Below are 20,689 nucleotides of genomic sequence, written 5' to 3'. Positions count from 1 at the left end.
CAGGGTAGCCTGCAGCGTTTACGGGATTGCTGCCCAAGGACCTGCCTCCGAAATTAATAATAACGGATGTAAGCTTCCCGGCGCAGGCGCTCAAGCCACTGTTCCTGGGCTTGGCGAGCGAGTTGGCTGGCAAGGATCTCCTCAATGCGGTCACGCACCTCATTTATTGGTTGGATACCCTCGTCGCGCTTATCCTCAGCAAAGAGAATGAAGGTCTGGTCTCCAAGTTTGACCGGATTGCTGTAGGCATTCTTGTCCAATTGGAAGGCTACCGCACTGAGCTCATCCTTCAGGTCGGGTCTCTGAATCCAGCCCCAGTCCCCACCGCGCTCCCGGCGTGAGTCCTGACTGTACTTCTGGGCAACTTCGGAGAAATCCGCCCCATCATTCAGCTCAGCATAGATGTTTTCGATCGTTTGCCGCATCTGATCCGGGTTTTCATCCGCCAGCGGGCGCAACATGATAATGCGCAACTTGACGGCTTCCTCTTCGTAGAAATTGATCTTGTTTTCGTTGTAGAATTGCTCGATGCGCTCAGGGGAAATCTGTGACTGTGATTTTCTTTTTTCGGCTCGCATGATGCTCACGACAATGCGCTCGCGCAGGTCATTGCGAAATTCCCGCACATTCTTGCCTTGGCTTTGGAGGTATTCGAGGAAGCGGGAACGGTCATTCTCGAAATCCTCGATGAGGATTCTGTCGTACTCGTTCTCGACGTAGGTCTGAGGGATATTAAATTCCTTGTCCTTGAACTCCTCGACAATGAGGACGCGGTCGATGAGGTTTTGCAGGACCTCAAAGTACAGTTCTTCCATTCTGGTGGTGAATTCCGCCCGTGAGCGTGAGGATTCACGTATTCTGGGGATCAGCGGAGCCATTTCCCGGCGCAGTTCCTCAAATGTGATGATGGTGTTTTCGACTTCCGCGGCGATCCCTTGCTTAAAGGGAGGATCCCAGACATTATGGGCAGTCTGGGAAATGAGGGAGCCGACTGGTATCAAAGCCAGGCAGAATAAGGAAAGTCGTGTGAGCAGTGTAGATCTCATGGTTTAGTGTTGTGACACTGGCGTGTCAGGAATTGTTCAATATCGCGTAACCTTAGGTCTGCGGTATTGCCGGTCAAGCGGGGAAATCTACCGGATAATTTGATGTACTGGCCACTCCTGGCGTGGGCTGGGAGGCACTTCAGCCGATTGCCTTCCGTTTCCACTGACCGGATCTGCGCCATTTCCGCGCGGACGCGGATCCGGGAAACCGTCAGGAGGCGTTTGACCGGTCGAGGATGCTTGCCAAAGCGGTCCTGTAATGCCTCGCCGATCTCATCAACCGTTTCCAGAGAGCCCGCCATTGCCAGCTGGCGGTAGAAATCGATCCGTAACCGGGTCTCCGGAAGGTATTCACCCGGCAGGTAAGCGGAGACCGGATCAATGCGGGTAGCAGCGATTTCCTCCTCCACAAGTGCGCCAAATCCGGTCTCGGACCGGCGCGCAGAGGCCTCCCCGGATCGTCCCTCCAAAATAAAGTCGAGGGCGACATTGGCGCGGATGCGGGCAGCGACCTCTTCGCCTTTCAAGCGCTGGATACTTTGCCGGAGCAACTGGCAATAGAGGTCAAAACCGACTCCGGCAATATGGCCGCTTTGCTGGTGGCCCAGGAGGTTTCCAGCCCCGCGGAGCTCCAGATCGCGCATGGCGATACGAAATCCCGCCCCGAGCTGGTTATGCTGGCGCATGGCTGAAAGGCGCTTGCGGGCCAGATCGAGCATCTGTGCGTGACGGTGAAGAAGGAGGTAGGCGTAGGCCTGCCGCTTGAAGCGCCCCACGCGCCCGCGCAATTGGTAGAGCTGGGATAATCCAAAGCGGTCAGCCCCCTCGATGATGATCGTGTTGCAATTCGGGATATCGAGGCCGTTTTCGATAATCGTCGTACAGACCAGAATGTCGGTTTTTCCGGCAACAAACTGGGTCATCACACGCTCCAGTTGCAATTCCGACATTTGCCCGTGGCCAACTTCAATTTTAGCGCCCGGAACAAGGTCATTGAGCTGGGCGGCGACGGAGTCAATTGTCTGGACGCGGTTGTGCAGGTAAAAGACCTGGCCACCCCGGTCCAGCTCACGGGTGATGGCCCGCTTGACGAGATCGGGGTCGTAAGTGCGGACGAGTGTCTCGATAGGCAGGCGGTCGGCTGGCGGAGTCTCGATGACACTCAGGTCACGTGCCCCCATCAAGGCGAGGTAGAGTGTCCTTGGAATGGGTGTGGCGCTCATTGAAAGCACATCGACTTCGGTTTTGAATTGCTTCAGCCGTTCCTTGTGCCGAACGCCGAAGCGGTGCTCCTCGTCGATGACAAGAAGACCAAGATTGGCAAATCGCACATCCTTGCTCAGGAGGCGATGGGTTCCGACAACGAGATCGATCTTCCCATTAGCCGTTTCCGAAATAATCGCCTTTTGTTGGGCGGCATTGCGGAACCGGCTGAGCATCTCGACTGAAATGGGGTAGGCGGCAAAGCGCTCACGGAAGGTTTCGAAATGTTGCTGTGCAAGGACTGTCGTGGGTACCATGATGGCGACTTGGTATCCATCCATCACCGCCTTGAAGGCCGCCCGGATAGCCACTTCAGTCTTTCCAAAACCAACATCCCCGCAGACCAGTCGATCCATGGGCTTGGCCAGTTCCATATCGAGCTTGGTATCCTCAATGGCCTGTGCCTGATCCTCTGTTTCCTTGTAGGGAAACGCGTTTTCGAAGGCGCGTTGCCAGTCGGTATCCGGATTGAAGGCGTTACCCGGTCCATGGGCGCGGGTTGCCTGCAGCTGCAGCATGTCCGAGGCAAAGTCGATGGTTGCTTTTTCCGCGGCGGCGCGGGTCTTGTCCCAGAGGTTGCTCCCCAGCTTGCCCAGTTTGGGGTTGGATCGAGTCAGGCCGACGTAACGGGTCAGCAGGTGGGCGTCGTGTAGCGGGACGTGCAAGGTGACATTTTCAGCGAACTCAATTGAAATGACCTCTTCTTCACGGCCGCGAACCTCCATCTTTGACAGTCCCCTGTATCGGCATATGCCATGGGACAGGTGAACAAGGTAATCCCCGTCGGCGAGGTCGGCAAAATCGAGAAGTGAATCGACGCGTGTCCGGTGCGGGAGGAGCCTCTGCCGGTGGATCTGCTTCCTCGAAATATGTCTCCCCAGCCATTCCCTTTCGGAGACGACTACCAGTGGGCTGCCTTTCGGCCTGTCCATCCAGCGGAATGAATCCTTTGCTTCTCCCCGGATGAGGAAGCCCTCCGGAATATCCCCGGGAAGAAATTGGACATTCAGGGAAGCGTGATCCATCTGCCCGAGGAGGGTTTGGATTTCACGGACTTTACCTTCCGAAGAAGCGAGTCCGATAATCCGGGCACCGTCCCCGGACTGCCATTCCTGCAGACGTGAATAAAACTCCTTCCGGGCCCGGGTTTCCTCCTCGAGATGCTCCAGTCCGAGTGTGGACTCAAGGGGTTGTGGCCGGTAGGGTTCAAGCGACTCAAACGGAAGCGTTGTAAATGTCGTGGCCGTATCGATACATTGTGGATCCGTCTCCAGCTCCTGCAGGCCGATCCATGTATCGGATTTGTCATGACGAAAATCGATCAGCGAGGCAAGTGTGGCCCGTTGGTCGCGAATCCGCTCGAAGACGGAAAACTTCTGTGGCGCGGATTCAACCAGTCGGGCCGGTTCCAAAAGAATCCATTGGACCGATTTCCCGAAGTAATCAAACAGGGCCTGCTCCGAGGTATGGCTTTCCCCAACCGAGCGGGCGGCGATGGTTACCTCCTCCAGCTTTTCAAGGGATCGTTGTGTCGTTGGATCAAAGCTGCGGATTGATTCCAGCTCATCCCCGAAAAAGTCGAGGCGTACGGGTGCGCTTGCGTTTAGCGGATATACATCGATCAAGCCCCCACGGAGGGCGAATTGACCCGGGCGCTCACAAACTGCCTCAGAATCATAATCCATATCTCCGGCCAGCCGTTCCCGGAGCTGTTTGAAATCAACTGCCTTTCCCGCCCGCAAGCGCACCTCGAGCCGTATGAGCTGATCGCGAATGGGAACCGGTGAGAAAAGTCCCTCTGGTGTTGTGAAAATGGCCAGACGCTCACTCTTGCCCGTTCCATCGAGGAAGTTTGAGAGTTCTGTCAGCGCTGTGAGGCGGTCGCATTCAAGCTCTTCCCTCAAGCGTTCCGGAAGTGGGTCGTCTGGATCTTCCACAGGCGGGGGAGCTGGAAGGAGTGCGAAGTGAAATTGGCGGGAAGCTTTTTTTTCAAGCCCAGTGAACAGGGGAACTGTTCCGATCAAGCTCTGGGTTTCGGTGGCACTGGGGCACAGGATGACGGAAACCGGAGACTTCGACTCAAGTAGCCGGTCGGCCAGGGCGAGTGGCATCGCGGATGGAACAATGCCCGAATACAGGCCCACATTTTTGCCGGCCGGGATGCGGAATGCTTTCATCGATCAGAAATGAGAAAGTGTGGGAGTCCGGGCCCGTTAATTCTGGACCGGCATTTTTTCGAGGGCATCCAAAGCGGCAGCGGCCTCAGCCAGTTTCTTTGAAGGGCCCGATCCTTCACCTTTGCAGGTCCCTTCAATCCAGACCTCGACTGAGAAATGCTTGAGATGATCCGGACCCGATTCCTCAACCAAGCGGTACTCAATGGATTCATTGCCCAGAGTCGGCTGGAGCAATTCCTGTAATCGGCCTTTGGGATTGTGGCTTTCCGTTTGCCGGTCAAGACGAGTCTCTATTTCGCCATAAATTTCCCGGGCGACTTGGCGGGTGGCCTCAAGCCCTCCATCAAGGTAAATTGCCCCGACGACCGCTTCAAAGGCATCCTCCAGAATGGAATCCCGGTCGCGCCCGCCCTGTGCTTCCTCCGCATCGCCAAGTCGAAGATAGCTTCCCAGATCCAGTTCCCGTGCGAGTTGACAGAGCTGGTTGCCCTTGACGAGCATCGAGCGGAAGCGGGTCAAGGCACCTTCCCGCTCCTGGGGCAATTCCGCAAAGAGTCGTTCAGCGACAACCAGTCCCAGAACGGCATCCCCGAGGAACTCCAGACGCTGGTTATGCTCACTTTTACGATCCTCCTGTCCATAGGACGGGTGAGTCAGCGCGCGGCGGAGCAAGTCCTTGTCCGTGAACTGGTATTTCATCCGCTCTTCCAATGCGGTAGCGCCTGCAAGTGCTTCAGCCATTGGAAAGAGCCTGTCCCTATTTCCTTTTCAGGTCAAATCGCTTGGCGACTTCCTTGGAGAGCTCACGATAGGCGAGGGCGCTTGCGGAAAGCCCGTCGTAATCATAGATGGTCTGCCCGTAACTGGGGGCCTCGCCAAGGCGGATGGAGCGGGGGATGACTGCCTTGAAAATCTTTTCGGGAAAATGGGTCTGCACCTCGTTCACGACCTGACGGCTGAGATTGGTGCGGACGTCGAACATGGTCATCAGGATGCCGCCGACATCCAGCTCCGGATTGATTTCCGCTTCCCGCAGTTGTTCCACCACCTTCAGGATTTGGCCAAGCCCCTCAAGGGCCAGATACTCGCATTGCAGGGCGATCAAAAGGTGATTGGCGGCAGCGAGGGCATTCATTGAGATCATCCCGAGTGCAGGCGGGCAGTCCAGGATGATGGCCTTGAACTCGCCTTCGTTGCGAAGAGGCTCAAGCATTTCCTTGAGCCGGATGAGATAGTTTTCCTGCTGGCCCAGTTCAATCTCCAACGCCGCCAGATCGACCTCGGACGGGATCAGGAAGAGGTTCTTCCGCTTCGTCTCGATGACTTTCTCAGCCAGTGAACCCTCACCGTGAAGGGGACCATACACACTTCCGCCCGGGCTTTTCTCATACCCCATTCCGGAAGTGGCATTGGCCTGCGGATCCAGGTCAATGAGCAGGGTGGGGATTTTCAGGTCCGCCAACCCCGCTGCCAGATTGATGGCGGTCGTGGTCTTCCCCACACCGCCCTTTTGATTCGCAATTGTAAATACTGTCGCCGACATGCCCAGAGTGTGCCCAATCCATGGCACTCAAGTAAACGACAAAGTCAGCCTTCAGGGCAGGTTTTCTAAAATTTCCCGTTGACCTTTCCCTCAGATCGCTGATTTTTCCTATCTTCTTTGGGCGCGGTAGCCAAGTGGTAAGGCCGTGGACTGCAAATCCTCTACCGTCGGTTCGATTCCGACCCGCGCCTCCATCCTTCGCTCCTCACTTTGTTCGGAGCTTCGGATGGCAAGCCATCCCGGGTCTACAACAAAAAAGGGGTCTACAACAAAAAGTGGGGACTGCGTATTATTTTGATGGTTCATGATGTGTAACAGGCCTCTGGCCTGTTGTTTTGTTTACAGAGGGTTAGCCGCACTGAGCGATAACGCGGTTTCGCTAAGTCAATTCAAAGGCCAGAATGGTGATATCATCCTGCTGGTTGGGTGATTGGGTAAATGCAGAAACCTCTTCATAAAGGGTATCGATCGTTTCCTGGATCGGCTTTCCTGCGAGCGCCTTGATACGGTCCATCATGCGCTTGTTGCCAAATTCGTTCCCCTCAAGGTCTGAGGCTTCGATGATTCCATCCGTGAAGGCAAAGAACCGATCACCAATATGAAGATCGATTGTGTTTGCTTTGGAGGCGGTGGTGCCGGGGATGCCCATGACAGTGCTGTTGGGCAGATCGATCAGTTCGACAGAGTAATTTTCCTTCCGATAGACAAGCACTTGTCGGTGTCCCGCATGCGACACGATGAGGTTGCGGCTACCGTCTTCCCGGCGCGCTTCGAAGTGACCTGCGAGTCCTGTCACGAAGCCGTTGTTGATTCGACCGGTGATCCCTTTGTTGACGGAGTCGAGGAAGTCACGCGGATCATCGTTATACACTTCAGCACTATGAGCGGTGAGGTATTTGATCAGGACCGTATAGAAAGCCGCCGTCACGCCATGACCGCAGACATCGCCCATAAAGAAGAGCAGGCGGTTGCTTGGGTTGCGCGGGAAATTGATGATATCGCCTCCAACGAGTGTCATCGGTTTCCAGAGGTGGGCAATTTCGAGATGCTTGATTTGGGGAACCCGACCCGGGATCATCACACTCTGGACGTTCTGGGCACTCTCGTAATCAGAGCGCATGACCTCGTTTTGTTCACGCAAGCGTTGCTCGCTCTTGGCGAGTCTTTCCTGAGCGATCTTCTCGTTTGTGACATCCCGCGAAATGCCGATAATGCCTGCGAGTTTTCCAGATTTCAGATAAAGCGGGGCCTTGGTCGATGAAACCCAGGTGATGTGCTTGTCCTCCCAAGTCTCCTTCTCAATCTTGTTAATGATCGGTTTTTCCGTCCTTAGGATTTCCTGTTCGTCCTCGTAGGCCTGCTGGGCATGCTCCTTGGTGAAGAGATCAAAGTCCGTCATCCCTTCAAGGTCGTGTCGGTTCTTAAACCCGTGCATATCAGCGAGTGCCTGACTGCAGGATATGAAACGGCTTTTTTTATCTTTGATGTAGATGCGATCGGTTGTCTGTTCCATTAAGCTCTCAAAGAGGCGCTTGGCAGATGCGCGCAATAGCATGGAATTGCCGTCGGGCTCGATTTTGGCCGGCTTTTTCATTTGGCGTTCGAAAGCTAGTTCATTTGGAATGCATGGCAAATCCAGAGCGTTTTTTTGCGGACGGGAGTGGGTCGGCCCGGGAGTTGCATTTCCTTAACATGACCAAATCGGGCGAATTCCAATTCAAAATGAGCCCAATCTGCTCTTGAAAGGGAGTTGTAAACGCTTGATGCTGGCAATTTCTAATGGACCAAGCCATCTATAATTCAAACAAACAACGATACTCCACATGTTAAATATCGCCCTTTTTGGACCTCCTGGTGCCGGTAAAGGCACACAGTCTGAATTTCTGATTGAGAAGTACAATCTGACCTATATCTCGACAGGCGAACTCCTGCGCAAGGAATTGACTGAGGGAACGGCGCTTGGAGAGCAGGCACGTGAGATCATCGCTTCGGGCGGGTTGGTGCCGGACGAGATCATCGTGCAGATCATCGAGAAGACAATTGCGGAGAATTCGCAGGCAGACGGATTCCTTTTCGACGGCTTTCCGCGAACAACGATTCAGGCATACATTCTCGAGGGGCTGATGATCAAGCTCAACACCTCCCTCACTTGCCTGATTGACCTTGAAGTTTCGGAAAAGATTTCCATCGAACGTCTGGTCAACCGGGGCAAGACATCCGGCCGAAGCGATGACAATGAGGCCGTCATCCGGAACCGGCTGAAGGAATATCATGAGAAGACCCTGCCGGTCCTGCAGTTTTACAAGGACAAGGGTGTTCGCTATCAAGTGGATGCCTCCCGCTCGGTTGAGGAAGTAAATCGCGACGTCCTTGAAATTGTGCGTAAGGAACAGCGTAAGCGCTTGTTCAATGTGGTCATTTTCGGTCATCCCGGATCGGGACGCGGATCACAGGGGCGAGCCTTGGCCGAGCACTTCGGCCTCGAGTATGTGGCCACAGGACCGATGCTTGAGAAGGAGATCCGGGAAGGAACGGAACTGGGCAAGAAAATTGAAGCGCTCTACGAGAGCGGCAAGCTGGTCACGGATGAGATTGTCGTCCCGCTGATTGAGCAACGGCTCGAGAATTCCAAGGGCGTGAGGGGATTCATCTTTAAAGGGTTCCCGCGTACGCTCGTACAGTCGTACATTCTGGAAGGTCTCCTGCGGAAGCATGATGCGACCATCTCAAAGGTTATTGAGATTGAAGTGCCCACCTTGGAGCTGATCCGGCGATTGGATGAGCGCAGCAAGACGGACCGCTGCATGCCCTACGACAGCAGCACGGCGAAGATCGTCAAGCGCTTGCAGGAGCATGAAACCAAGACCGTCCCGGTGATTGAGAAATACAACCAGCTGCACGAGGTTTTTAAAGTGGATGGCATGGATTCGTTCGAGGTCGTTTTCAAGCGGATCGCAGATATTATCGAGCCTCCCGTGCTTTAGCGACGCAATTTCCGGTCTATGCGGATTTCGGCGGCCTTTTCATTGCTGACAAGGGTTGAATAATCCCGCCAAGGTGCATTAACTTGGCTGTTATGAAAGAACATGAGCAGCCAGACGCGGGCAAGTGCCCGGTCGACCACACAGCAATGGCATCCGCGGGCAAATGCCCGGTCATGCACGGGGGAAATACCGCCGCCGACAAAAGCATGGATTGGTGGCCCAATTCCTTGAATCTGGAAATTCTTCATCAACACGATTCCAAGACTGACCCGATGGGCGAGGGTTTTGACTATCGGGAAGAGGTGCAAAAGCTGGACTTTAACGCCCTCAAGAAAGACCTGCACGCCCTGATGACAGAAAGCCAGGACTGGTGGCCGGCTGATTGGGGCCATTATGGCGGGCTCATGATCCGCATGGCCTGGCATGCCGCCGGATCCTACCGGACTTCCGATGGTCGTGGCGGTGGTGGCACCGGAAATCAGCGCTTTGCCCCCCTGAATTCATGGCCCGACAATGCCAACCTGGACAAGGCTCGCCGCCTTCTCTGGCCGATCAAGAAAAAGTACGGAAACAAGATCAGCTGGGCCGACCTGATGATCCTTGCGGGCAACATCGCCTATGATTCCATGGGCCTGAAGACATTCGGGTTTGCCTATGGACGACCGGACATCTGGCATCCGGAAAAGGATATTTACTGGGGTGCTGAAAAGGAGTGGCTCGCTCCCAGCGACGAGCGCTACGAGAATGTTGACGATCCCAGCACGATGGAAAACCCCCTTGCTGCTGTGCAGATGGGGCTGATCTACGTGAACCCGCAGGGCGTCAATGGCAACCCTGACCCGCTCAAGACAGCGGCCCAGGTGCGCGAAACCTTTGCCCGCATGGCGATGAATGACGAAGAGACCGTGGCCCTGACCGCAGGCGGTCACACAGTCGGCAAATGCCATGGCAATGGGGACGCTGAGTTGCTTGGTCCTGAACCGGAGGCGGCCGATGTGGAAGAACAGGGCCTTGGCTGGAACAACAAGACGAAGCGCGGTGTCGGCCGGGATACGGTCACCAGCGGCCTCGAGGGAGCCTGGACAACCCATCCGACCAAGTGGGACAACGGTTATTTCCATCTCCTTTTCAAATACGATTGGGAGCTTAAGAAGAGTCCGGCTGGAGCATGGCAGTGGGAACCCATCAACATCGAGGAAGAGGACAAACCTGTCGATGTGGAAGACCCGTCAATCCGCTACAATCCGCTCATGACGGATGCTGACATGGCCATGATCAAGGATCCGGAGTACCGTAAAATCTCAGAGAAATTCCACAAGGACCCGGATTATTTTTCCGAAGTCTTTGCCCGCGCATGGTTCAAGTTGACGCACCGTGACATGGGTCCCAAGACGCGCTATATCGGCCCGGATGCTCCCGAGGAAGAATTAATCTGGCAGGATCCGGTTCCGGCAGGGTCCACCGCTTACGATGTTGAGGCCGTCAAGACGAAGATTGCGGCCAGCGGTCTTGGTATCAGCGAAATGGTGACAACTGCCTGGGACAGCGCACGGACCTTCCGGGGATCTGACTTGCGCGGTGGCGCAAACGGGGCCCGTATCCGCCTCGCCCCCCAGAAGGATTGGGAAGGCAATGAGCCCGAGCGGCTCGCCAAGGTCCTTTCCGTTCTTGAAGGCATTGCCGCCGAGGCAGGCGCCAGCTTGGCCGATGTCATTGTGCTTGCTGGGAATGTCGGTGTTGAGCAGGCCGCCAAGGCGGCAGGCATTGACCTGATCGTGCCATTCACACCCGGTCGTGGTGATGCCACCGATGAGATGACCGATGTAGAGGCCTTCGACGTCCTTGAGCCGATTCACGACGGCTTCCGGAACTGGCTCAAAAAGGATTACGCAGTCAGTGCCGAGGAGTTGATGCTCGATCGCGCGCAGCTCATGGGGCTGACCGGGCCTGAAATGACGGTTCTCATTGGCGGAATGCGCGTTCTCGGGACAAACCACGGGGGCACCAGGCACGGGGTCCTCACGGACCGTGAAGGTGTGCTCACAAACGACTTCTTCGTCAACCTGACGGACATGGCGTACACGTGGAAACCAACCGGTGAAAACCTGTATGAAATCCGCGATCGTAAATCAGACTCGGTCAAATGGACAGCCACCCGGGTGGACCTCGTCTTTGGCTCCAACTCAATTCTGCGATCATACGCGGAAGTGTATGCCCAGGACGATGCCCGGGAAAAGTTTGTGAAGGACTTTGTCGCGGCATGGACAAAGGTGATGAATGCGGACCGGTTTGATGTGGCCTGATCGCCCTCTTAACGTGGTTGCTCTTTGGCTGCTCGCACTTGGGCTCCTGCCAGTTCTGGCAGGGTGCTCCAGTGGCGGGCAGATTGCCGACTTCCACAGTGATGGTTGCTCGCTGTTTCCCGACCGGTCATTGATCTCGGAAGAGGATTGGTGCGACTGTTGTTTTGAACATGACATCGCCTACTGGATGGGTGGCACGAAGGAGGAACGCCTCGCAGCCGACATCGCCCTGCGGGAATGTATCCTTGAGAAAACAGGCAATACCGAGCTTGCCGAGCTGATGTATCTTGGGGTAAGGGCTGGCGGCAGTCCCTATTTCTACAACTGGTACCGCTGGGGATATGGATGGAGCTACGAGCGCAAGTATCAGCAACTCACACCAGATGAGCGGGCAATGGCCGAAGCCAAACTGGAGACCTACTTTGCCAGTAATCCAGCTCATCCCTGCGTGGATGATTGAGTCGCTCGCGCCCCTTTCGATTCCGGATCCACACTTTTCACTGATAACGATTAAGGTTGTCAGCATCGCTCTTTGCTGAGCACCTGCCGGTATGAAACCACGTATCAAGCTCGCCGCCGCCACGACACCCGATGGAGGGACACTTGCTCTCTATGAGCATGATGGCGCCTGGTCCATGAGCCTGAACGGTCAGGAACTGATGCATTCCCGGGCAACTGCCTCAGAGACACTGATGGGGGAATTGGGCGTGGAACATCTGGATAAAGATGGAGCTCCCCGGATCCTGATCGGAGGCCTTGGCCTTGGGTTTACGCTCCAAAGCGTCCTGAGATCGGTTTCCAGCAAGGCAATTATCGAAGTGGTTGAGTTGTTTCCCGATGTGGTTTCCTGGAATCGTGAATTCCTGAAAGATTTAAACGGGTCGTTGCTGGAAGACCCGCGGGTCGAGGTGAGAACCGAGGATGTGGGGGGAGTGATCCGCAGCGCGAATCCAGGTACTTACGATGTCATCCTTCTTGATGTGGATAACGGCCCCGTGGCCATGGTGGTCAAGGCGAATGCCTCCCTTTACTCACCATCTGGCACTCACTCGATTCGCAGGGCATTGAAGCGCAAGGGCAGGGCAGTGCTTTGGTCAGCGAGTCAGGACAAAGCCTTTGAAGAGAGGCTGACCCGTCAGGAATTTTCCGTGCAGGCTGTTCCGGCCAAGGTGCATGCCGGTGCCAAGCGACCCGCATACACGCTATATATAGCGGACCGTGCCTGATTCAGTTGCCTGTGACTTTCTCATCCAGCAAAGGTGGGGCATTTTGCGTACCGCCCGCCTCAGCCTTCACATAGGAATGAGCCACTGAACCAATCCAGCAGACGAGCAGGACGACATGGGCAATCCCAAGTAGCAATGCGTCGTCCCCGGTCGGCTTTTCATAGATCAGGACTTGAATAGCCGCTGGATCCAGCGGTACTTCGCCGCTGATGATCCGATCCATGATGCTGTTGGCCCGATTGTAGGCATATTTCACTACAAAGATAACCGGGATCAGCGTCCCGACCATGAACAGGATTCCCCACGACCAGAGCCGCAAAAGGAAATGTCCTGTTCCCGGAAAGACAAGCAGGGAAAACAGGACGACCTTGGTGGACTTTTTCATGGATGCTTCAAATTCACCTGTCCCATGGGCAATGACAATGCAAAAGCAGGAGTTGCCATCCGATAGTTGATGGGTTTAACTGGGATGACTCGTAAACATGGACATGGACAAACAACTCGCCCTCAGGATCACGGCTCTAACTGGCGCTCTTGGAATTGCCCTTGGGGCCTTCGGGGCACATGGGCTGGAAAGTCATTTGCTGGAGTCTGGCCGTCTGGAGACTTGGAAGACGGCAGCCTTTTATCATCTTCTGCATGTTGTCGTCATGCTGGTTCTTGTTCTCCGTACAGATTGGCGACCTTTGCCCTGGTTGGGCTTTTTTTCGGGAGTCTGTATTTTTTCCGGTAGCCTGTATCTTCTCTCCCTGACTCAAATCGGCTGGCTGGGAGCGATTACCCCCATTGGCGGGGTACTCCTGATCGCTGGATGGGTCAGTCTTGCATTCACTAAACAATCCGCATCATGAATCTTCTTTTAAAAATTCTTTTGGCCATTGTCTCGCTGACGGTGGTGGTATTTCTTGGTTTCGCACTCCTTCTGCTTTATAGCCCGGGATTGCAAAAGAGTCTTCTTCTCAAGACTCTCGAGGCGCGGCCCGGGGTTGTCGCTTCGGTGGACACAGTGAAGATCCGCCTCTCAAGCGCGCAAATCCACGGTTTGAAGATTGTCGCGGGCCCGGAAAGCCTGAATCTCGCCTCCTTGGATGCGAAGTATTCCCTGGGTGGACTCTTCGGGGGAGGGCTCAAACTCGACTCGCTGCGGATGGAAGGATTTCATCTCGATGTAGCGGCAGACAGTGGCAACTCCCTCTTGAACGGGTTGGGGGCACCTCAAGCCGAGACTGTTCCGAGAGGGACAAAATCGCCCGGCACCACGGCTGGCGGAATTCCGGTTGATATTGGTCTGGTGCGCCTCGAGGGCCTTGTCAGTTTGCCGAATGACCTTGAAGTGAGTTTTAACCTGAAGATGGACAACATTCGTCCCGGCAATGCGGGTGCAATGGGCTTGGATGTTGATGTCAAGGGGATCGGTCCGGAGGCGGCCTTCCAATTAGCCGAGCTCCGCATGACAGGCGCACTGAACCAGAGCGAAGCTGGTATATTTGATCGAGTCGAAGGGCAGTTGAATGCTCGGCTGCTCGAGAAGCGGGCAACCGAATGGCTGGAAGCAAGCATGGAACCGCGATTCACAGGCAACTCAACCGAGTTTTCCGCAGTGGTGCAGTCCCTGCAGCTGAGTAAAGGAAGCACAAAACTCATTGAAGGGAATTTGAAAGCGAATGGAACCCGCCCGGGTGAAGATGCATGGTTGGTTGCCTATTCGGCTGAATTGACTTCCGATCTCGCCCTCGTGTCCGGACTCTCGATTGTCCCCATCCCTCAGCCCTTGGACAGCGGTAAATTAGATTGCCGCTTGAGCGGTCAATTTGTTGAGGGGCAGGAGGCGACGTTAAATGGTTTTCTTGAAGTGCGGGATTTGCGCCCAGCCAATTATGTCGGCCGGACACTTTCCTTGCAGATCGAGCCCGCCCTTGTTGCCCGCATGACCACCGAAACCCTCGAGCTGAGGAGCAAGTTGCGCCTGGTTGGTCCAGAGACAGTGACCACCGGAACAATTGCCGCCGACTTTGTGCCGGGGAGTGAGGGTCGTCAGAGCTTTGACTGTACGGTCGATTTGGATGAGTTGAATCCGGAAGAATGGGAGCCTCTGAAGGCATCATTCGTCAGTGTGGAATCCGCACCATCCGAGCCCCGCGACACGACAGCGGATACGACTGCCCCTTGGTCAAATTTCGAGGGCAAGGCGACAGTTCGGATCAAGCGCCTTCATATCGGGGAGAGTTCCTTTGAGGACATGGTCTCGACGCTGACAATTGATGCCGGCAAGTCCGTTCAAATGCAACTTGGCGGGCGTACTGGACAAACCCCATTGGAGGCAATTGCCACTGTGAGTTTTAATCCTGTTACTCCTGCCCGTCCGTATGCCCTGAATGGTGCCCTCAAGGTAGAGGGTTTGGATGTAACGCCTTTTTTGAAGGCTCCAAACAGCAGGCGTCCAGTGATTCTTGAGGGAATCTTCGACGCCAAGGGAACCTTTCAATCAAGCGCCCCCAATCTCGCTTTTCTTGCAGATCAGCTGACAGGAGATTTTATTCTTCGCTCCGCAAGCCGCGGAATATTTCGTCCATTGGGCGAGAAAACATCCCTTGCTACTGGAATCTCCGGGCTGCTGGGAGCCCTCGGGGGAAGCAGCAACAAGGTGGGCTGGGTCCAGGAGGTCATTGATCAGCTGAAGGAAATCCCCTTTACTCAAATGAGTTTTCATTTTGGACGTGAAGACAACTTGAATCTCTTTCTCCGGGAGTTGGATCTGGTAAGCCGGGAGACACGTATTCGCGGGGAGGGAATTCTGCAATACCGGGAAGGCGCATCCTTGATGCAACTCCCCATGGATTTGCGCTTCAATCTCTTTGCCAAGGGAAAGCTTGCGGAAGCGCTTAGGACTGGAAACCAACTTAAGTCAGATCAGCCGGACGATTTGGGCTATTTCCCGGGCCCTCCGCTTCCACTGCGGGGCTCGCTCGCCCAGCCGGAATCCCTGCTGATCAACCTGCTTATGGAATCAGGTTCACAGTTGCTTCCCGGCCTGTTGGGACCGAAGAAATAATAAAGAAAATTCAGGGCTCCTTCAGGCGATCTTGTTGATCATGCTGGCCAGATACCCGGCCCCGAAGCCGTTGTCGATATTGACGACGCTGAGGCCGGAGGCACAGGAATTCAGCATTGCCAGAAGGGCTGTGGCACCACCGAAACTGGCCCCGTAGCCAACGCTTGTAGGGACTGCAATAACTGGTGCCTTCACCAATCCGGCAACGACACTTGGCAAGGCGCCTTCCATGCCGGCAACGGCAATGACAACGCGGGCCTGTCGTAGGACTTCCGTTTCCGCGAGGATCCGGTGAAGACCCGCAACGCCCGCATCGTAAATTGGTTTGACCGAATTGCCATAGAACTCAGCTGTGATCCGTGCCTCTTCGGCGACTGGCACGTCGGACGTACCTGCACAGGCAATACAAATAAAGGTCTTTGTGAGTTCGGGCTTGGTGTGCTGGAGTGTAAGAATCCTCGCCGTCTCATGGTACACCGACCCGGGAAATTCCTTCACCAGGGGCTCGGCTTTTTCTTCGGTCAAGCGACTCACCAGAATATCCTGACCATGCTGGCTGAGGCTGTTCATTATGTCCCGCAGTTGATCAACAGTTTTCCCCTGTCCGAAAATAACCTCCGCAGCGCCGTTGCGGTCCAATCGATCGTGGTCTACACGGGAGTGGCCCAGATCGTGAAAGAGTTTTCCACGAAGCTGCTCTTCCGCAGCCGCGGGATCCAATTGGCCGTCTTTGACCGCCTGTAGAATTGTATTAACTGTCGACATCTTGATTACGAATAAGGGTTTCTATCTCCGCGAGGGAGAGATTGTTTTCACGGGCCAGCTTGGCCAAATCATCAAATTCAACTTTGGAGCGGGTTGTTCCACCCTTGAGTGTAGCGATTTTTTCGCTCACTGTTCCCAGGGGAGTTTTCACTTCCCGTGATTCACGGTTCAGGCTGTTGCGGTTCCATTCCCTCCAGCGAATGCCCAGCGTCGTGCTGTGCTTGAATATCAGGGCAGTGAGCTCTTTCCGCTTTCCGGGGTCGGCGAGAACCGTGAGGACGCACCCCATCCGGCCCTTTTTGAAGGTGGCCGGTGTTTGCCAGACATCCAGTGCCCCGGCTTCCATGATCAACTCAGCCAGGAAGGCGATATGCTCGGGCGTCATGTCGTCCAGATTGGTCGCCAGCTCAATGATTTGCTCATTGCCCGAATCAGAATCTGTATCGGTTTCCAGCATGGTGACATAAAGGACATTTGCCACTGACGGATCATCGCGTTGACCTATCCCGATCCCGTTGGCGACGGAGCGCCCGTTGAGTGCCTCGCCAAACACGCAGCCTTTGCCCGCGAGGAGGGCGGCCCCGGTCGGGGTGGTTGCTTCCTTGGCAGTGCCTCCAAGGCTTACCGGAAATTCCGCGACCAGCTTGGCGGTGGCAGGCGCAGGGACCGGCATTTTTCCGTGCGCGCACTGGACGGTCCCGGAGCCCAGTTCGATGGTGGATGCTGAAATCTTTTCCACACCAAGCAGATTCCAGCAAACGGCCGCCCCGACAATGTCGAGGATGGAATCCACCGCGCCGACTTCGTGAAAGTGGATCTTATCAGCCGGTTTCCCGTGAACTGCTCCCTCTGCCTCCGCGAGGACGCGAAAGACCTGGATGGCATCGTCCTTTACCGCACTGTCCAGTGAGGAGCTTTCAATGATGTCACGGATATCCGCGAAGGTGCGGTGATGGTGTTCGTCCTTGTAATTGACATCACAACGAGTGCCGCTGATGCCTTTGCGCTGGTCCTTGTGAAAGTTGATCTCCCAGCCCTCAAGGCCGAGTTTGTTTAATTCATCAACGAGTGCCTTTGGATCAACCCCAAGATCGATCATTGCTCCGAGGTGCATGTCGCCACAGATTCCAGCCGGACAATTGTAGTGCAATACCTTCATAAGTCAGTGTAGTGAGAAACAATTACAGGCCCAGATGGATTGCCGTGCCACATCCAAGGATGACAAGTCCCGCCATAACATGCCCGTAGCGTGCAAGTGGTTTCAGGGCGACCATTTGAACACCCTTTGAGAGGAGGAAAACGGTGCCGATCATGGTGGCAACTGTCGAGACAGCAAAGACAAGCGTTGTTGCCACTGCCAGTTGGCCATTTTGTTGAAAGGCGGGAAAGAGCAGCAGGGGAATGAATGCTTCACAGGGCCCAAAGACAAAAATAATGAACAGGCTCCACGCGGTTGTGGAACTGCGTACCCCTTGTCCTGCCTCATGCGGATGCGCATGCGCTCCGTGGTGCGTATGCTCGTGGGAGTGCACTTCGCCGTCCGCATGCCCGTGCCAGTGTTCGTGTGGTTTTGACCGGGACAGGTTTCGTGTTGCCCAGATCAGGTAAAGCAAGCCGAGGATGATTAAAAGCCATGCAGCGAGCTCACCCCGGACAGCTTCAATGGCCTCAAGCCCGCCAAGGCTCCAGCCAGCCGCCAATCCAATTGCACCGAGGAGGATGGATCCGGCAACGTGTCCGATTCCACACAAAAGGGTTACTGTCAAGATTCGCCTTGTACTCCAGTCTCGAGCTTTCCCGAGCGCGACAAATGGCAGATAATGATCCGGGCCCATCAGGGTATGCGTGATGCCGATTACGCATGCGGTGAGGAGCAGGGCTGATGTGCCTGGGTCGGTCGGGATCATGCATGGAATATTGTGGCAGTCCCGTAATCGTGCAAATCAAAAGCGGGTCGGAGGGAGTCCAGGGCCTGACAAAGTTGTATTAGTTGTATGCCAAAGTCACTCTCGCGGCAGTGGTTGACAAGCGATTGCCTCTATTCAATCTGTAGTTATGGCTCCCTCGATGACATCCCTGCAAAAGCATTTAAAAATGCTGGAGGACTGGTTTTCCAAGTCCCAAGGGGCCCTTGTCGCTTTTTCCGGCGGGGTGGACAGCTCCCTCGTCGCCTTTCTGGCCCTTCATTTCCTGGGAAAAGACCGGTGCCTTGCGGTGATCTCCGCTTCGCCCAGCCTGAAAATGTCCGAGCTGGACGGAGCGCGGCAATTTGCCCGGAAACACGGTATCCCGATCGAGGTGATCGTCACCCGTGAGATGGAGAATCCGAATTACACCAGCAATCCGAACAACCGGTGCTACTACTGCAAGCATACGCTCTATACCGAGCTGGACAACTTTCGGGAGCGCTTCCCGGGTTGGCAGGTGATGAATGGACAGAATACGGACGACCTCGGGGACTATCGTCCGGGATTGCAGGCGGCAAAGGAATTTGAAGTACGCGCACCGCTGGGCGAGTGCGGAATCGACAAGGAAGGGGTCCGCAACCTGGCCTCACACTTCGGTCTGGAATGTTGGGACAAACCGGCCAGTCCCTGCCTTGCCTCACGTGTTCCCTACGGTGAGGAAGTGACCTTCGAGAAGTTGCGCCAGATTGAGAAAGGGGAAGCGCATCTTCTCAGTGCTGGCTTTCCTGTTTGCCGTGTCCGGCACTTCGGCGAAGCCGCGCGGATCGAAGTTCCACCGGAAGAGATCAGTCGCCTGAAGTCGCTTGAAGCAGAGACGCAACAAGCCTTCAGGAAAATCGGATTTGGGCAGATCGAAATTGATCCTGAAGGATTTGTTTCAGGAAAATTAAACCGGGTCCTTGGAAGCGCCAGCTAGGCGCTGTACCTAGGCGAAGTAGTATTCCGAGCGGCGGGCAATTTCCGGATAATCCACCCGGTACTGGCACTGGTCACGCAACGACTCCAGGTCAATATGGGCAAAGTCACGCTCAGCCTTGTTGAGGTTCCTGAACTCTTCCCGTGCCTCGAAGTTGCCATCCAATTCGTAATACATGACGTAGCGGGATATGTCCTGGAAAGCGTATTCGGTCTTCTTTGCCGCGGCATCACAACTCGGGCAACCGGGACACATCGGAATTGTTGTCAGGGCAGCAACTTCACCCAGGGCCCTGCGCGTTTCCAATGGAAGAGCCTTGCTGAATGAGCGGGCGGCAACCGTATTTTCCTCCAGTTGTGAAATATTTTCCATTGCTGAACAAATCGACGCAATCCGCGGATCACTCCAGACTGCCTGGAGAACCACTTGATGCGTGGTGAGCTCGGTTCCCTCGAGCTTTGGATGGGTCTTGGGAGCCTTGGCAAACGGGCGCATTTCCTTCATTGCCACCAGACCGATCCCCGCCTTGTGGCAGGCATCGAGTGCCTTGTCCAGGTCATCACCGGGTTCCATCATCGGATTGTACTTCAGCATGATCACATCGACAAAGCCTCCCTCGGCAGCGGCGTTCAAATATTCGATGAGGTGCTTGTCGTGACAGGAGAAGCCGCAGAGCTTCGTTTTGCCGGAAGCCTTCAATTCATCGAAGACCTTCTTCAGGCGATCGCTTTTCGGCCATTCGAGTGATTCCTCCCCATATTCCTTGACGCCCATTGCGTGAATGAAAAACAGGTCGATATAGTCGATGCCCATATTATCCAGCCGCTTGTCAATCATCGTCAGGAGCTCTTCGGGACCCTTTTTCGGATGGTCCTTGGTGACAATAAAGGCGTCCTTCCGGCGTTCCGGGTAACGATTCACCCATGCGCCGACATCCTGCTCGGACTTGCCCTTCTTGTAGCAATCAGCGGTGTCAAAATAGCGAATCCCCATTTTCCAGGCGAGATCGATGTATTGGGGATTGTGGGCCGACATCATGCCACCGAGGTTGAGCATGGTCACCTCCGGACCGTTGCGGCCCAGTTTGCGCATCGGGAGGGGCTCCGGCTCTTCAGCCTTTTTGCTGCTGGCATGGGCTGTGGCCGGAATAGCGGTAATCGCAGCCGGAATAGCAACACTGGATTTCAGGAAATTACGACGAGATGTGGGTGTTTGTTTTTTCATGACACTTTTATTTCAGGATTTGAGTTTTCGTTCGAGGGAATCGATCCGTTTAGCCATACGGCCGAGGATTTTCCGGTGGGCGGGAGGAAGCTGGGCGCACACCTCACAATGAAAGCGAGTGGCGTTGCTGTTCTGTTCAGGGTATACGTAGGGGGCCCCGCAGACTTGGCATTTCTTGTCGCGGGTGGCTGGTTGGAGCTTGATCTTTTTTTCTGGCATGGCT

General features: G+C 55.1%; 18 protein-coding genes and 1 tRNA gene. 8 read left to right on the top strand and 11 right to left on the bottom strand.

Annotated elements, in window-relative coordinates; all coding sequences use genetic code 11:
• Nucleotides 1-53: 53 nt before the first annotated feature.
• Genes G0Q06_RS13565 through G0Q06_RS13550 form a run of 4 tightly spaced genes read right to left on the bottom strand, consistent with a single transcriptional unit; the run spans nt 54 to nt 6,029 of the window.
• Nucleotides 54-1,046: a peptidylprolyl isomerase gene (locus G0Q06_RS13565; RefSeq protein ID WP_163967070.1), complete on the bottom strand. Its 993-nt coding sequence runs from the start codon at nt 1,044-1,046 to the stop codon at nt 54-56.
• A complete protein-coding gene (gene mfd / locus G0Q06_RS13560; protein WP_163967068.1) occupies nt 1,043-4,486 on the bottom strand; it encodes a transcription-repair coupling factor in 3,444 nt (1,147 codons plus the stop codon). Before mfd ends, G0Q06_RS13565 begins: the two co-directional genes overlap by 4 nt.
• A gap of 36 nt (nt 4,487-4,522) precedes the next feature.
• Entirely contained in the window at nt 4,523-5,227 is a 705-nt protein-coding gene (rnc, locus tag G0Q06_RS13555; protein WP_163967066.1) for a ribonuclease III, read from the bottom strand.
• 16 nt (nt 5,228-5,243) lie between these two features.
• On the bottom strand, nt 5,244-6,029 hold the full coding sequence (locus G0Q06_RS13550) for a ParA family protein (protein WP_163967064.1): 786 nt from the start codon (nt 6,027-6,029) through the stop codon (nt 5,244-5,246).
• A 120-nt stretch (nt 6,030-6,149) separates the two neighbouring features.
• Here G0Q06_RS13550 and G0Q06_RS13545 point away from each other — a divergent pair.
• A tRNA-Cys gene (locus G0Q06_RS13545) sits at nt 6,150-6,223 on the top strand.
• Between the two features lie 185 nt (nt 6,224-6,408).
• On the opposite strand, the gene G0Q06_RS13540 is transcribed toward G0Q06_RS13545, so the two are convergent.
• Nucleotides 6,409-7,623 carry a SpoIIE family protein phosphatase gene (locus tag G0Q06_RS13540; RefSeq protein ID WP_163967062.1) on the bottom strand — a complete coding sequence of 405 codons (1,215 nt, stop codon included), beginning with the start codon at nt 7,621-7,623 and terminating at the stop codon, nt 6,409-6,411.
• A 229-nt stretch (nt 7,624-7,852) separates the two neighbouring features.
• On the opposite strand from G0Q06_RS13540, the gene G0Q06_RS13535 reads away from it, so the two are divergent.
• From G0Q06_RS13535 to G0Q06_RS13520, 4 genes are all read left to right on the top strand, one after another.
• Entirely contained in the window at nt 7,853-9,013 is a 1,161-nt protein-coding gene (locus G0Q06_RS13535; protein WP_163967060.1) for an adenylate kinase, read from the top strand.
• A 146-nt stretch (nt 9,014-9,159) separates the two neighbouring features.
• Nucleotides 9,160-11,316, top strand: a complete 2,157-nt coding sequence (katG, locus tag G0Q06_RS13530) for a catalase/peroxidase HPI (RefSeq protein ID WP_163967406.1) — start codon at nt 9,160-9,162, stop codon at nt 11,314-11,316.
• Nucleotides 11,291-11,776, top strand: coding sequence for a hypothetical protein (locus tag G0Q06_RS13525; RefSeq protein ID WP_238710851.1), 486 nt, complete (start codon nt 11,291-11,293; stop codon nt 11,774-11,776). The genes katG and G0Q06_RS13525 overlap by 26 nt, the downstream gene beginning before the upstream one ends.
• A gap of 91 nt (nt 11,777-11,867) precedes the next feature.
• Nucleotides 11,868-12,542 carry a spermine/spermidine synthase domain-containing protein gene (locus G0Q06_RS13520; RefSeq protein WP_163967059.1) on the top strand — a complete coding sequence of 225 codons (675 nt, stop codon included), beginning with the start codon at nt 11,868-11,870 and terminating at the stop codon, nt 12,540-12,542.
• Nucleotide 12,543: 1 nt separating this feature from the next.
• Here G0Q06_RS13520 and G0Q06_RS13515 read toward each other — a convergent pair whose 3' ends face one another.
• A complete protein-coding gene (locus tag G0Q06_RS13515; protein WP_163967057.1) occupies nt 12,544-12,927 on the bottom strand; it encodes a hypothetical protein in 384 nt (127 codons plus the stop codon).
• A gap of 103 nt (nt 12,928-13,030) precedes the next feature.
• Between G0Q06_RS13515 and G0Q06_RS13510 the strand changes: the two genes are divergently transcribed.
• Nucleotides 13,031-13,393, top strand: coding sequence for a DUF423 domain-containing protein (locus G0Q06_RS13510; RefSeq protein WP_163967055.1), 363 nt, complete (start codon nt 13,031-13,033; stop codon nt 13,391-13,393).
• The gene (locus G0Q06_RS13505) at nt 13,390-15,594 is read left to right on the top strand and encodes an AsmA family protein (protein ID WP_163967053.1); all 2,205 of its coding nucleotides are present in this window, start codon (nt 13,390-13,392) and stop codon (nt 15,592-15,594) included. Before G0Q06_RS13510 ends, G0Q06_RS13505 begins: the two co-directional genes overlap by 4 nt.
• Nucleotides 15,595-15,615: 21 nt before the next feature.
• Here G0Q06_RS13505 and larB read toward each other — a convergent pair whose 3' ends face one another.
• Genes larB through G0Q06_RS13490 form a run of 3 tightly spaced genes read right to left on the bottom strand, consistent with a single transcriptional unit; the run spans nt 15,616 to nt 18,266 of the window.
• Nucleotides 15,616-16,359, bottom strand: a complete 744-nt coding sequence (gene larB, locus G0Q06_RS13500; protein ID WP_163967051.1) for a nickel pincer cofactor biosynthesis protein LarB — start codon at nt 16,357-16,359, stop codon at nt 15,616-15,618.
• Nucleotides 16,346-17,518 (bottom strand): nickel pincer cofactor biosynthesis protein LarC, encoded by a 1,173-nt coding sequence (gene larC / locus G0Q06_RS13495; RefSeq protein ID WP_163967049.1) that lies wholly within the window; start codon nt 17,516-17,518, stop codon nt 16,346-16,348. The genes larB and larC overlap by 14 nt, the downstream gene beginning before the upstream one ends.
• A 22-nt stretch (nt 17,519-17,540) precedes the next feature.
• Complete coding sequence (locus G0Q06_RS13490) at nt 17,541-18,266, bottom strand: sulfite exporter TauE/SafE family protein (protein ID WP_163967047.1); 726 nt, start codon at nt 18,264-18,266, stop codon at nt 17,541-17,543.
• Nucleotides 18,267-18,426: 160 nt separating this feature from the next.
• Between G0Q06_RS13490 and larE the strand changes: the two genes are divergently transcribed.
• Complete coding sequence (gene larE, locus G0Q06_RS13485) at nt 18,427-19,242, top strand: ATP-dependent sacrificial sulfur transferase LarE (RefSeq protein WP_163967045.1); 816 nt, start codon at nt 18,427-18,429, stop codon at nt 19,240-19,242.
• Nucleotides 19,243-19,251: 9 nt separating this feature from the next.
• On the opposite strand, the gene G0Q06_RS13480 is transcribed toward larE, so the two are convergent.
• On the bottom strand, nt 19,252-20,466 hold the full coding sequence (locus tag G0Q06_RS13480) for an aldo/keto reductase (protein ID WP_163967043.1): 1,215 nt from the start codon (nt 20,464-20,466) through the stop codon (nt 19,252-19,254).
• A 12-nt stretch (nt 20,467-20,478) separates the two neighbouring features.
• Nucleotides 20,479-20,685 carry a hypothetical protein gene (locus G0Q06_RS13475; protein WP_163967042.1) on the bottom strand — a complete coding sequence of 69 codons (207 nt, stop codon included), beginning with the start codon at nt 20,683-20,685 and terminating at the stop codon, nt 20,479-20,481.
• Nucleotides 20,686-20,689: the final 4 nt, after the last annotated feature.

Source organism: Oceanipulchritudo coccoides (genome assembly GCF_010500615.1).
GTDB classification, from domain to species: domain Bacteria; phylum Verrucomicrobiota; class Verrucomicrobiia; order Opitutales; family Oceanipulchritudinaceae; genus Oceanipulchritudo; species Oceanipulchritudo coccoides.
Note: the sequence above shows the minus strand (reverse complement) of the source record. Positions and strands in the feature narration are given on the sequence as shown.